Origin of the sequence: Streptomyces canus (assembly GCF_001514145.1) — a bacterium.
GTDB classification, from domain to species: domain Bacteria; phylum Actinomycetota; class Actinomycetes; order Streptomycetales; family Streptomycetaceae; genus Streptomyces; species Streptomyces canus.
Window position 1 is genome coordinate 172678 of record NZ_KQ948674.1, and the last position, 12513, is coordinate 185190.

Annotated in this window: 12 protein-coding genes and 1 pseudogene; 5 read left to right on the forward strand and 8 right to left on the reverse strand. The window is 69.8% G+C overall.

Features of this window, described 5'->3' with window-relative positions:
* Nucleotides 1-43: 43 nt before the first annotated feature.
* From AQJ46_RS42460 to AQJ46_RS42475, 4 genes are read left to right on the forward strand one after another with little or no spacing between them, the layout of a single operon-like run.
* Nucleotides 44-1216, forward strand: a complete 1173-nt coding sequence (locus tag AQJ46_RS42460; protein WP_059210696.1) for an acyl-CoA dehydrogenase family protein — start codon at nucleotides 44-46, stop codon at nucleotides 1214-1216.
* Between the two features lie 42 nt (nucleotides 1217-1258).
* Nucleotides 1259-2104, forward strand: coding sequence for a fumarylacetoacetate hydrolase family protein (locus AQJ46_RS42465; protein WP_059210697.1), 846 nt, complete (start codon nucleotides 1259-1261; stop codon nucleotides 2102-2104).
* 47 nt (nucleotides 2105-2151) lie between these two features.
* On the forward strand, nucleotides 2152-3072 hold the full coding sequence (locus AQJ46_RS42470) for a VOC family protein (protein ID WP_059210698.1): 921 nt from the start codon (nucleotides 2152-2154) through the stop codon (nucleotides 3070-3072).
* A gap of 21 nt (nucleotides 3073-3093) precedes the next feature.
* Nucleotides 3094-3468 (forward strand): antibiotic biosynthesis monooxygenase family protein, encoded by a 375-nt coding sequence (locus AQJ46_RS42475; RefSeq protein ID WP_059210699.1) that lies wholly within the window; start codon nucleotides 3094-3096, stop codon nucleotides 3466-3468.
* Between the two features lie 77 nt (nucleotides 3469-3545).
* On the opposite strand, the gene AQJ46_RS42480 is transcribed toward AQJ46_RS42475, so the two are convergent.
* From AQJ46_RS42480 to AQJ46_RS42490, 3 genes are all read right to left on the reverse strand, one after another.
* Entirely contained in the window at nucleotides 3546-4349 is an 804-nt protein-coding gene (locus tag AQJ46_RS42480) for an IclR family transcriptional regulator (RefSeq protein WP_059210700.1), read from the reverse strand.
* A gap of 40 nt (nucleotides 4350-4389) precedes the next feature.
* Entirely contained in the window at nucleotides 4390-5163 is a 774-nt protein-coding gene (locus tag AQJ46_RS42485) for an IclR family transcriptional regulator (RefSeq protein WP_059210701.1), read from the reverse strand.
* 70 nt (nucleotides 5164-5233) lie between these two features.
* Complete coding sequence (locus tag AQJ46_RS42490) at nucleotides 5234-5728, reverse strand: VOC family protein (RefSeq protein WP_059210702.1); 495 nt, start codon at nucleotides 5726-5728, stop codon at nucleotides 5234-5236.
* 107 nt (nucleotides 5729-5835) lie between these two features.
* Between AQJ46_RS42490 and AQJ46_RS42495 the strand changes: the two genes are divergently transcribed.
* Nucleotides 5836-6675, forward strand: coding sequence for a fumarylacetoacetate hydrolase family protein (locus AQJ46_RS42495; RefSeq protein ID WP_059210703.1), 840 nt, complete (start codon nucleotides 5836-5838; stop codon nucleotides 6673-6675).
* Nucleotides 6676-6836: 161 nt separating this feature from the next.
* On the opposite strand, the gene AQJ46_RS42500 is transcribed toward AQJ46_RS42495, so the two are convergent.
* The 5 genes and pseudogenes from AQJ46_RS42500 to AQJ46_RS42515 form a co-directional block, all read right to left on the reverse strand.
* Nucleotides 6837-8279 (reverse strand): aldehyde dehydrogenase family protein, encoded by a 1443-nt coding sequence (locus AQJ46_RS42500; protein ID WP_059210704.1) that lies wholly within the window; start codon nucleotides 8277-8279, stop codon nucleotides 6837-6839.
* A complete protein-coding gene (locus AQJ46_RS57730; RefSeq protein ID WP_225887542.1) occupies nucleotides 8276-9484 on the reverse strand; it encodes a zinc-binding dehydrogenase in 1209 nt (402 codons plus the stop codon). The genes AQJ46_RS42500 and AQJ46_RS57730 overlap by 4 nt, the downstream gene beginning before the upstream one ends.
* An 82-nt stretch (nucleotides 9485-9566) precedes the next feature.
* A pseudogene (locus AQJ46_RS58865) lies at nucleotides 9567-9809 on the reverse strand (quinone oxidoreductase family protein); the annotation flags it as partial.
* Nucleotides 9806-11395 (reverse strand): bifunctional 3-(3-hydroxy-phenyl)propionate/3-hydroxycinnamic acid hydroxylase, encoded by a 1590-nt coding sequence (locus AQJ46_RS42510; protein WP_107117431.1) that lies wholly within the window; start codon nucleotides 11393-11395, stop codon nucleotides 9806-9808. The gene AQJ46_RS42510 and the pseudogene AQJ46_RS58865, both read right to left, overlap by 4 nt.
* Nucleotides 11392-12492, reverse strand: coding sequence for an alcohol dehydrogenase catalytic domain-containing protein (locus tag AQJ46_RS42515; RefSeq protein WP_059210706.1), 1101 nt, complete (start codon nucleotides 12490-12492; stop codon nucleotides 11392-11394). The genes AQJ46_RS42510 and AQJ46_RS42515 overlap by 4 nt, the downstream gene beginning before the upstream one ends.
* Nucleotides 12493-12513 lie beyond the last annotated feature (21 nt).

The following is a 12513-nucleotide window of genomic DNA, read 5'->3' on the forward strand; positions in this document are numbered from 1 at the left end:
CCAGGGACCGCTGTCCCGCCGATGACAGAAAGAGCGCACACCGATGACGACTCATGAGGACCTCGTCGCCCGCGCCGCAGCCCTACGGCCGCTGCTGCGTGAGCACGCGGCGGCCACGGAGACCGCCCGCCGGGTACCGGACCCGGTGATCGACGCCATCGCCGACGCCGGCCTGTTCAAGCTCGCCACTCCCCGTCGGTACGGCGGTCACCAGACGTCTATGCGCACCATGCTCGACGTGTCGGCCACCCTGGCCGAGGGCGACGGCTCCACCTCCTGGGTGGTCACCCTCGTCAACGTGTGCAACTGGCTCACCAGCCTCTTCCCCTCCAAGGCCCAGGACGACGTCTTCGGCGCCAACCCGGACGCCCGGGTCACCGGGGTGCTCAGCCCGACCTCCACGACGGCCCGGGTCGACGGCGGATGGCAGGTCTCGGGTCGCTGGTACTACAACTCGGGCTCCTCGCACTCCGACTGGGCCGTGCTCGGTGTCCCTCTCACGGACGAGGGCGGCGCCGTGGTCGACCAGGGGCTCGCGCTCGTGCCCCGCGGTGACCTCACGCTGGAGGACACCTGGTTCGTCGCGGGGATGAAGGGCACCGCGAGCAACTGTCTGATCGCCGAGGACATCTTCGTGCCCGAGCACCGGGTCATGTCCGTGCCGGCCGCCATCGAGGGCCGCTATCCGACAGAGCACACGGACGAAGTGCTGTCGCGTTCGGCCTTCGTGCCCATCCTGGCCCTGGTCCTGGCCGGCCCTCAACTGGGGCTGGGCCGCGCGGCGCTGGAGTACGTCACGGAGAAGGCCGCGCGCAAGCCGATCTCGTACACCTTCTACGAGACGCAGGCCGAGTCGGTCGCCGTGCAGCTGCAGATCGCCGAGGCGGCCCTGCGGATCGACACCGCGACGCTGCACGCGCAGCGCGCCGCCTCCGAGATCGACCAGGCGGCACAGCAGGGCACGTATCTCGACTTCACCCAGCGCGCCCGCGTGCGGGCGGACACCGGCTGGGCCATCCAGAACGTGCTGGAAGCGATCAACACCCTCGTCAGCGTGCACGGCGCCGGCTCCTTCGCCGACGTCAATCCACTGCAGCGGATCTGGCGGGACGCCAACACCGCGGGCCGGCACGCGGTCGCCGCGCCGACGGTGGCGTTCGAGGTGTACGGCAAGGCCCTGCTCGGCATCGACGAGAAGATCACCCCCCTCGTGTGACCAGTCCCGTACGACACCCCCCACCCCTCAGAGGAGCAGCACGTGCGTACCGCCAACCTGTCCGGCCGTCTCGTCATCATCACGGACGACGACACCGCCGTCGATGTCGAGCAGGCCAGCGACGGCCAGTTCGGTCCCGACCCGCAGGGGGTCTACGAGCGCTGGACCGCCTTCCGCGAGTGGGCCGCGAGCGCCGAGCTGCCCGCGGGTCGGCCCTTCGCCGCCTCGGAGCTCGGCTCGCCGGCCCCCGCTCCGCGGCAGGTGCTCGCCGTAGGGCTCAACTACCGCGCGCACGCGGACGAGTCCGGTTTCGCCGCCCCCGACACCCTGCCGCCCGTGTTCACCAAGTACGTCTCCAGCATCACGGGCCCCGTCACCGAAGTGGAACTCCCCGCAGGAGGCCACACGGACTGGGAGGTCGAGCTCGTCGCCGTCATCGGCGAGCCGGCCCACCAGGTCGGTGAGGACGACGCCTGGTTGTACATCGCGGGACTCACCGTGGGCCAGGACATCTCGGAGCGCGTCACCCAACTCACGGGGCCTGCGCCTCAGTTCGGCCTGGGCAAGTCTTTCCCCGGGTTCACCCCGATGGGGCCGTACCTGGTCACGCCGGATGCTCTGGCCGACAGCGACGACCTCGAACTGGGTTGCTCGATCAACGGCGAGGAGGTGCAGAAGGGCCGGACCAGGGACCTCATCTTCTCCGTGCCCGCGCTGGTGTCCCGGTTGTCGGCTGTCCTTCCCCTGCTGCCCGGTGACGTCATCTTCACGGGCACCCCGGCGGGTGTCGGAATGGGCCGTACTCCGCAGCGCTGGCTCGCCGACGGCGACGTTCTCGTGAGCTACGTCCAGGGCATCGGCGAGCTCCGGCAGACCTTTCGCGCCTGAAGCCGGCTCACCCACGACCACACAGTTTCCGCGTTCAGGAGTTCACCATGGCCCTGCACCGTCTGTCCTCGATCGTCATGGGTGTCCCCAACACCGCCCAGACCGCCGCCTACTACACCGACTTCGGGCTCGCGCCCGAAGCGGACGGCTGGTTCGGGACGCGTGACGGAGGGCGCCAGCTCCGCGTCGTCCACGCGCCCACGCGCCGTCTCGTCGAGATCGCCGTGGGCGTCGACTCCCCGGACGACCTCTCCGCCACCGCTGCCCGGCTGGACCGGCTCGGGGTTCCCGTCGAGCGGGAGGCCGGCACCCTCACCGCATACGAGAAGATCACCGGCGTCCGCGCCGTCCTCAGGGTGGAACCCCGCGTCGCCCAGCCCGAGACGCCGCGCACTCCTTACAACGGTCCCGGCCGCATGGAGCGCGTCGGAGCCAGGGCCCCCGGCACCCTGCGCGCCGATCCCGTCCGACCCCGGAAGCTGGGCCACGCGGTCCTGGGCACCACCGACTTCGAGGCCACCACCGGCTTCTTCCGCGACGGCCTCGGCTTCAAGGTCTCCGACCTGATGGGCGACGTCGGCGCCTTCCTGCGCTGCTCCACCGACCACCACAACGTCCTCGTGCTCGCCGCCCCGGTGGCGTTCCTCCACCACACCTCCTGGCAGGTCGACGACGTGGACGAGGTGGGCCGCGGTGCCATGGCCATGCTGGAGGAGCACCCCGAGCGCCACGTCTGGGGGCTGGGACGTCACCACGCCGGTTCCAACTTCTTCTGGTACCTGAAGGACCCCGCCGGCAACTTCTCCGAGTACTACTCGGACCTGGACTGCATCGTCGACGACCATCTGTGGAAGCCGGAGGTCTTCGAGGGCGCCAAGGGACTGTTCAACTGGGGGCCGCCCCCGCCGCCCTCGTTCATCAAGCCCGACGATCTGGCCGGGCTGATGACCGGCTCACACAGCGCCTGACCTGCACTGGGAGGAGTTCACATGATCGAGCTCAAGGACCTCGACCACTCGGCCCCGTTCCTGGCGCAACTCCAGGGCCCGGACGACGGAGGGCCCGTCACCCTCGTCAACACCTTCCTGGCTCCAGAAGGAGAGACCGACAAGGTCATCGACGTCTGGCGACAGGACTCCGTGATCATGAAAGCGCAGCCCGGTTTCGTCTCCGCCCAGTTGTACCGGGGTATCGGCGACAGCCGCCTTCTGACGAACGTGGCCGTCTGGGAGACCCTGGGCTCGCTCAGAGACGCGTTCCTGACCGAGGAGTTCCAGAGCACGCTCACGCTCTACCCGGACGGCTCGGTTTCCCACCCGGTCGTGATGCGCGCAGTAGCGGTGCCGGGAGTGTGCGTCGCCTGAACCCCGGGCTCCCGGACATCCGGCCTGATCGCCGATCCGCACCAGGCCCGTACCGGCGATCAGGCCGGATGGCCGGGTCAGTCCCCGATGACCGCCATCTGGCCGCTGATGAGTTCGGCGGTACGGCGGACCGCTGCGACCACCTCGTCGAGCCGGCGGTCCGGGACCCGGTGCTCCAGTGCGGCGATGCTCAGCGCGGCCACCACGGCCCCGGACGATCCGTGGATGGGGGCGGCGATACCGAGGATGTCGGCGTCGAGTTCGCCCCGGCTGACGGTGAATCCGTCCTGCCGGATCTGAGCGAGCCGTGCCATGAGATCGTCGACGTCCGTCATCGTGCGCGCGGTGAACCGCTGCAGTCTCTGAGCTTCCAGCAGCTCACGGCACTCCTGCTCGGGCAGCCAGGCGAGCAGCGCCAGAGCGGAGGCCCCCGCGTTGGCCGGGAGCACGCTGCCGCGTTCGTAGGAGATCCGCACCGGATGCTCCGCCTCGCATCGTTCCACGCAGATGGCGGAGCCTCCGGCACGGCGGGTCAGCAGTACCGTCTCGCCGACCTTCGCACACAGCTCCCGCATCAGGGGCAGGGCGATCTCCGACAGCCCGTACCCCCGACGGGCCAGGCGCGCCAGCTCCAGCACCCGCAGGCCGAGCCGGAACCCGCCCCGGGGGTCCTCTTCCAGGAACCCGCTGCCGACCAGGCTCTGGAGATAGCGGTAAGCGGTCGAGCGTGCTGTCCCCAGAGCGGTCGCCACCTCCTGGCCGGAGAGGGACAGCTTGTCCTCCGAGAACAGTCCCAGGATGTCCAGTGCCCGGTCCGCGGTCGAGTTGCGTTCCCGGTACTGACCCTGTGGAGCAGCCTTTTCTGACGTACGTCCTGTCATGCAGGACATCGTACGGGTACCGTGTGCGGCTTTCCGACGCTCAGCCGATCCCCATGCGCGCCACTTGCCCTGAGAGGGCTTCCGCCGCCTGGCACACGGCCTCGATGTGGCGCGGCACTTCCCTTTCCGGTACCCGGTGAGAGAAGGCCGCGACGCTGAGGGCCCCGACGACGCCGCCGTTCTCCCCCCGCACCGGAGCCGCGATCCCGAGCACGTCAGGGTCGACTTCGCCACGGCCCACCGCGTATCCCTGTTCGCGGATCTCCGCAAGGTGGGCACGCAGCGCCGCGGGGTCGGCGAGGGTGGCTTCGGTGTAGCGGGGCAGCGGGCCGGCCAGGAGTTCGTCGAGTTCTGCCGCCGGCGCCCAGGCGAGCAGGGCCAGTGCGGAAGCTCCCGCGTTGATGGCCAGGACCTCCCCGCGCTCGTAGGAAAGGCGCAGTGAAGTGCCCGCGTCCTCGCGTTCCAGGCATACGACCGTGCCGCCGGTTCTCCGGGTGAGCAGCGCGGGCATACCGGTGTGCTGCACCAGTTTCCGCATGATGGGCCGCGCCAGGTCCGACAGCCCCACGCCCTTGCGCGCCAGACGCGCGAGATCGACGACCCGGGGCCCGAGCCGGAAGCCCGAGCCGTCCTGCTCCTCCAGGAAGCCGTTGCCGGTCAGGCTCTGCAGGTACCGGTAGGCGGTCGACCGGGCCACCCCGAGACGGATCGCCACGTCGGCGGCGGAGAGGACGAGCCGGTCGTCGTCGAACATGAGGAGGATGTCCAGCGCCCGGTCGGCGGTGGCGTTACGCCCTCGACGCCCCTGCCTCATTCCCGCATCATGAGAAGTGGATCCTGGCATGCAGGCAACCTAGCAGGGGTGCGAGGGTGCCGGCTCCGAGCTACTGGACCGGCTGATAGGTGGCGCCGCCGTCGCTGAGCAGCCGCTCGGCCTCCGCGTAGATCTCCTCCGGTGAGAGGCTGAAGTCGATGCTCTTGCGGAACGGCTGCCGTACGTCCCGCTCGATGCGCAGGTAGACCTCGTTGCGGTTCCCCTCGGGGTCGAAGAAGTAGATCCCGAAGGCGTTGCCGTGCGTCACCTCCTGCTGGACCTTCACCCCCTCCTCCTCGAACCGCCGGTGGAAGGTCCTGAGGTCCTCGATCGACTCCACGCGCCAGGAGATCTGGTGCTGCTGCTTGTCACCGATGGGAGAGGTCCGTCCGGACTGGAGCACGAACTCGTGGTGCTCCTCGTCGGGCCGCGCGCTGAAGAAGACGATCTGCAGGCCCTCGTCCTCGTCCGTCACGCTCAGCCCCATGACGCGCTCGTAGAAGTCCCGCATCTTCGGCAGGTCGTAGACCCACAGCCCGGTGTGACCGAGTCCGGTGATAGCCATGCCGCCACTTCCTTCATGTCTCACTTAACAGGACATCTATCCTGCTATTCGCAACTAGAGTACGATCGGCCTCGGCATCAGTCAATGAAGGAAGAGGTGCACCAGGCATGCGACTGGCGACTTTGCGGACGGGCGACGGAACCCGGGCCGCCCGGCGTGACGGGGACTCCTACGTCCTGCTCCCCCATGCGGATGTGGGGGAGCTGCTGAACTCCGGTGAGGACTGGGCCCGGGCGGGCGCCACTGCCGGAAGCGAGCGCGTCGACGCCGCTGAGGCCGTCTTCGCCCCGGTGGTGCCGCACCCCAACAAGATCATCTGCCTCGGGCTGAACTACGCCACGCACATCAAGGAGATGGGGCGGGACACCCCGCGCTATCCCACCCTGTTCGCGAAGTACGACGGCTCTCTCATCGGTGCCGGTGACACGGTCACCCTGCCCACGGTGAGCGACACCGTGGACTGGGAGGCGGAACTGGCCTTTGTCATCGGCCGGACCGCCCGCCACGTCCCGAAGGCCGAGGCCCTTGATTTCGTGGCCGGCTACACCGTCGCCAACGACGTGACCGTGCGCGAGTACCAGCGCCGCACCCGGGAGTTCCTGGCGGGCAAGACCTTCGAGGCGACCACACCCCTCGGGCCTGCACTGGTCACCGCGGACGAGTTCGGTGGCAAGGAGCCGGACCTGGAGATCCGCTGCGAGGTGGACGGCGAGGTGATGCAGATTTCCCGCACGTCGGACCTGCTGTTCGGGATCGCCGACATCGTCGCGTACATCAGCGACATCATCACGCTGCTGCCGGGCGACGTGATCCTGTCCGGCACGCCGGGAGGTGTCGGCGACGGGCGTGACCCCAAGGTCTACCTCAAGGAGGGCCAGATCCTCAGGACCGTCATCGAGGGCCTGGGCGAGACCCGCAACGTGTGCGTCCGCGAGACACGAGGCTGAGGCCCGCCCCGCCGTGCGGAGCTGACGACGTCGAGCTCCGCACGCGCATTGGAAAATCCGGCCTCCCTCACGACATCGCGCCGCGGCCGGTGTTGCCGGCGGCGGCGCGAAGGTGGCGTCCGCTGTGCGAGGGCTCCCATGCCGCACCATGGGAGCCCTCGTCAGCAGGCGCGGGGGGTGTGGACCAGATGCTTGATCTCCTGGAACTCCGCCAGAGCCCGGGGGCCGTTGAGCCTACCGACGCCGCTCTGCTTGAAGCCGCCCTCTTCGAACTGGTCGCGGATCACGCCCCAGCCGTTGATCCAGACCGTCCCGGCGTCGAGGCGCCGCCCGACCCGCAGCGGCCGGTCGACGTCCCGGCTCCAGACCGAGGCGGCCAGACCGTACTCAGTGGCGTTCGCTCGATGAACGGCATCCTCCTCGTCGTCGAACACCTCGAAGGTGGCGACCGGACCGAACACCTCCCGCTGAATGAGCGGGGCCGCGAGGTCGTCCACTTCCACCAGACTCGGCCGCACGTAGGCGTCGTCACCGTCCGGCTCCAGCAACCCGCCTCGTACAAGAACCCGGCCGTAGCCGGCGGATTCGGCGACCAAGGAGTCGATACGCAGGGCCTGCGCCCGGTCGATGACCGGACCCATGGCTGCTCCCGGATCCGCGTCCGGGCCGACCGCGACCGCCTCCAGAGCCGTGATCAGCCGCCCGCGGAGCTCGTCGGCCACGGACCGCTGGACCAGGATGCGGCTGCCGGCCATGCAGAACTGCCCGGAGAAGGTGGTGACGGCAGCGGTGAGCACGGGAACGGCCGCGTCCAGGTCGGCGTCGTCGAAGACGACCATCGGGGACTTGCCGCCCAGTTCGAGCGAGCAGCCCTTCAGATGCCGGGCGGCCTGCGCCATGATGACGCGGCCGACGGCGGTCGAGCCGGTATAGCTGACGACGTCGGTACCGGGATCGGAGACAAGAAGGGGCGCGCCCTCGTTCCCCGACTCGGTGAAAGCGTTGACGACACCGGCCGGCAACGCGGTGGTCTCCGCGATGATCTCGTACAGCAGGCCGTTGGTCAGCGCGGTCTGAGCGGGCATCTTCATGGCCACGGTGCAGCCGGCGGCTAGGGCCGGGGCGAAGGAGCGAACTGCCAGGATGACGGGAGAGTTCCACGGGACGATGACGGCGGCGACGCCGACGGGCTGGTGGATCGTCATCGAGTAGCTGTGCGGGCTGGTCTCCGCGGCGCGGCCGGTGTCGGTGAGCGCGAGGGCTGCGTTGTAGCGCAGCTTGGGGATCGCGGCATCGATCTCCATGGCCGCGTCCGCTCGTCGTTTGCCGTTCTCGAGGGACAGAAGGTGGACGAGTTCGTCGCGGCGAGCGGCCATCCGGTCGGCGAGTTCTGACAGGGCGCTCGCCCTCAGCTGCCGGTCGTGGGCCCAGGAGGTCTCGCTGAAGGCGCGGCGGGCGGCGTCTATGGCGTGGCGGGCGCTGACGGCACCGGCATCGGCGAAGATGCCGATGGCCTGTCCAGTGGCCGGCGCACAGGAGGTGCCTGTCGCGTGCCCGTCGCGCCACCGTCCGTCGATCAGGTTGCGGGCGTGCGGCAGGCTCATCGTTCTTCCCCTGTCCGGTTGTCGAAGCAGATGACCGGTTTGATGGTGTGCCCGGAGCGGGCGTCGGTCACCGCTTGGTGCAGCCGGTCTTCGGCGTAGAAGCGGACGAACTTCTCGTAGGGCAGGCGGCCTTGGCGTGCCAGGTCGATGAGGGCGGGGATGAAGGTGGTGCGGTCGCTGCCGCCCTCGGTGACACCGCGGATGGTGCGGCCGTCGATGAGGGCGTTGATGTCGAAGGAAGCCCGGCTGCCGGCGGAGGGGGCGACGGTTCCGTCGGCGGCGATGGCTGTGGCGGCGAGCTCCAGCAGTGCGGGGACGCCGGTGGTTTCCACGATGTACGTCAGGCCGCCGGGACCGGCCAGGTCGGCGAGACGGGACTGGAGATCTTCCTTGCTGCTGTCGATGGTGTGGGTGGCGCCGAGTTCGGTGGCAAGGGCCAGCCGCGACGGGACGACGTCCACGGCCACGATGGTGCGGGCGGGAGTGAGACGGGCCGCCATGACGGCGGACAGTCCCACTGCCCCGGCGCCGAAGACGGCCACGCTGTCACCGTAGTGGGGCTTGAGCAGGTTCAGGATCGCTCCGGCTCCGGTCTGGATCCCGCAGCCGACGGGTGCCATCAGGCTGAGTTCTTCCTCGTCTGCGACGTCGACTCGGACGACGCTCTGCGCGGAGACGACGGCGTGCCGGGCCAGCGAGGACTGTCCGAAGAACAGGCCGCCGAGCGGTGCGCCGTCCTCGGTGCGGATCGGTGTGGTGGAGTAGTCGACTGCGTGGTCGACGCCCTGGCCGTGGGTGAGGTCCCGTACGGCGTGTCGGGCGGCGTCGAGGTCGTCGGTGACGACCACCTCGGCACTGCAGGCGGTGCGCAGAGCGTCGGCTCGCTCAGCGTGTCGGGTGGTGGCGATGACGCGCAGGCCGAAGAGCTGGGCGAGTTGGATGGTGGCCAGGCCCATCGGGCCGGCGGCTCCGGTCACGAGCAGGGTGTCGCCCGCGGTGACGCGCAGCCGGTCACGCAGGACGCGGTGGCTGGTGCCGTAGGGCCACAGGGTGACCGCTGCCTGTTCCAGGTCGACGTGGTCGGGCACCGGCAGGAAGAGCCGCTCGTCGCGCACTACGTACGCGGCGTAGGCGCCCGGGCCCTGATGGCCGGGGATGGCGATGCCCGTGGAGAGGTTCCCCAGGCCCCGGTAGGTCCGGGGCATAGGGGTTCTCGGGGTGGACGACTGCCGCTACCCGGTCGCCCACGTGCAGCAGCCGGGTGTCAGGCCCCGCAGCGACGACCGTTCCTGCGGCTTCCCGCCCCAGTTGCTGGGGCAGAGGAAAAGGGGTGCGGCCCGGGAGCTTCGTGCCGGGCTGCAGTCCGCGGCGGTACTTCAGGTCCCAGCCCGAGACGGCGGCGGCGTCGACGGCCACCAGCACGTCGGTGGGGCCCAGGGCGGGCAGGGGACGCTGTTCGTGGACGAGCTGCTCAGGGCCGCCGTGTTCGTAGACCCATACGGCGGCCGTGGTCGTCGGGATCGAGGTCACCGGGTGTTCCTGCGCAATGCCTCGGCAACGGCAGGAATGTCGTCGGGTCCCATGACGGCAGCGATGTAACGGTCGGGCTTGACCAGGACGAACCGGTTACGGGCAGCGGCGAGAGCTTCCTCCAGGCGGCCGTCCGCGTCCGCGACAGCTTCGCGTGCTGCCGTCGCCGGTGGCAGCCGGTCGTCCAGCAGCACGTCGATCCGCTTGATTTCGAGCTTGTCGTCCGGCCATTGGGTGCCGTCGAGGCACTGCCAGGCGGCATCTGGGACGTTGATGCCCAGCAGAGCGAAGGACTGGCCGAGGACCTGGTCGAACCACTGGGGGTGCAGGCTCGGTGGGACCAGGACCCGTGGCTGGGGGAGCTGGGTGCCCGTCAGCGCGTGGTCTCCGACAACCAGGCCGGCCTCGTGCCGGGCATGGGGACGGAACCGCATCTCGGTGAGGTAGCGGCGCCCCGGTGGTATGCGCAGGAGAGTACGGGCGGCGATGTCCCTGACCAGGGCGCGGCGTCGGTCGGTGGTCATGACGACGTCACCGAGCCGTTCCGAGTAGCGGACCATCGCGGTGGCGTGCGGGCGCCGCTCCGCCTCGTAGGTGTCGAGCAGGCTCTCTCCGGCACGGCCGTGCCACACGTCGTCGATCTTCCACGCGACGTTCGCGGCGTCCCGGACACCGGAGTTGAGCCCTTGGCCGGCGAAGGGCGGCATCATGTGCGCGGCGTCACCGAGCAGCAGGACGTGCCCGTCGCGCCACCGGTCGGCGACGACGGCGTTGAAGGCGTACGCGGTACAGCGTTCCACCTGGTCCTCGGTCAGAGGACGGTAGGGCGCGACGAGTCTGCGCAGGGTCTCGAAGTCGGGGCTCGTTCCCTTCTCGCCCTCACCGGGGTGCAGGAGGAACTCGTAACGGCAGCGGCCGCCGCGGCCGGGCACGATCACCGTGGGCCGGTCGGGGGTGCCGTGGTGCATGCCGTAGCGCTCGTCGTGGTGGTCGCCGGTGGTGTCGGCGACCAGCCAGACCTCCTGGTGGCTGGTGCCGGTCATGTCGATGCCGTGCAGCTCTCGCACGGTGGAGCGGCCACCGTCACAGGCCAGGACCCAGCTGACCGGCAGATCTTCCGTCTCCGTTTCACCGGGTTCCCGGATCGCGGCGGTGGCACCGGTGCCGTCTGGATTCTCCGTCACGGAGACCAGCTCGGTGGCGAAGCGGATGTCCGCCTGGGGACGGGACTTCAGCTCGTCCAGGAGGAGCTTTTCCAGTTCGGGCTGGGCGAACTGGTTCTTGAACGGGAAGCCGAGACGGTAGGGCTCCGGGCCGCGGGCGTGGAAGAGCGGCCGGCCCTTGCGGTCGTAGTAGCGGGTGCCGGTGCCCGGTACGACGATCTCCAGGACCTTGTCCGCCAGACCTGCCGTCTGCAGGGTTCGCAGGGACTCGTCGTCCAGGCTGATGGCTTTGGCCTCGTCGCTGGTGGAGGCGTTGCGCTCGACGAGGATGAGTGGCACGCCGCGGGCCGCGAGGAGGTTCGCCACGGTCAGGCCGACAGGACCGCCGCCCACGACGAGCACGGGAAGCTGTGCCGCGGTCACGGGTTGACCACCGCCATCCAGATCGGCTCCGTCCGGTTCTGCAGCGCGGCGACGGCTTCGTTCGCCTCGGCCAGTGGGTAGCGGTGGGTGATGAGCTCCTCCGCGTCCAGTGCGCCCCGCGCGAGCAGGGTGAGAGCTTCCCGGGCGTCCGTGCGCGTGCAGGCGCGGGTGCCGACGATGCGCCAGCAGTTGACCATGACGGCCATCATGGGAAGCATCAGCGGGCTGCGGTTGGCGCCCATGTGCACGAGGCTTCCGCCGGTCGCCAGGGCGGCGAGCGCCTGGGAGGTGGCGGGCCCTTCCGGTACGAAGTCGAGGACCGCGTCCGCGCCCTGCGGGACCAGCGCGCGCAGGGCGCGGGTGAGGCCGCCTTCCTTCGCCCAGTTCGAGGGCAGTTCCTTCAGTGCCACGATGTCGGTGTGTACGTCACCTGCGAGCGGCCGGACCGCGTTCAGCCGCTCGGTGCTGCGTCCGACGAGGATGAGACGGGAGACGCCGAAGTGCCGGGCGAGCTTGACGGTGGCAGTGCCCATGGTGCCGGTGGCGGCGGTGACCACGAGGGTGGCGCCCAGCGGCAGGTCGGCGCATTTGAGGGCGCGTATGGCGTTGGCGAGGTCGTGGACCTTGGCGCCGACGTCGAAGGACACGGTGTCGGGCAGGGTGTCGACGAGCCAGTGCGGTACGCGGATGTACTCGGCCAGTCCGCCGTCGTGGTAGCGGTCGTACAGCGGCATGGGAAGGTCGCCGAACGCGGCGTGGCCGATCATCGCCTGCTGCGGGCACATCATGTCCCGGTCGGAGCGGCAGTATCCGCAGGTCCGGCAGTTGAGGTTGGGGTGCACCCGCACGCGGGTGCCGATGCCGATCCCCTCCACCTCGCTGCCCACGGCGGCGATGGTGCCGGCGGCCTCGTGCCCGAGTGTGGTGGGCAGGTGCTTGAAGGCGCCCTGGGCGAGCAGGGTCATCATCCCGGGGGCGAGGCCGGCGGAGGCCACTTTCACCAGGACGTCCTGGGGTCCCGGGTCAGGGAGGGCGATCTTGTGCAGGTGCAGCGCGTCGGAGCCCTTCTGGGCGCGCGCGGCGAGCATGGCGTTCATGATGTGCGGCTCCTACGTCGT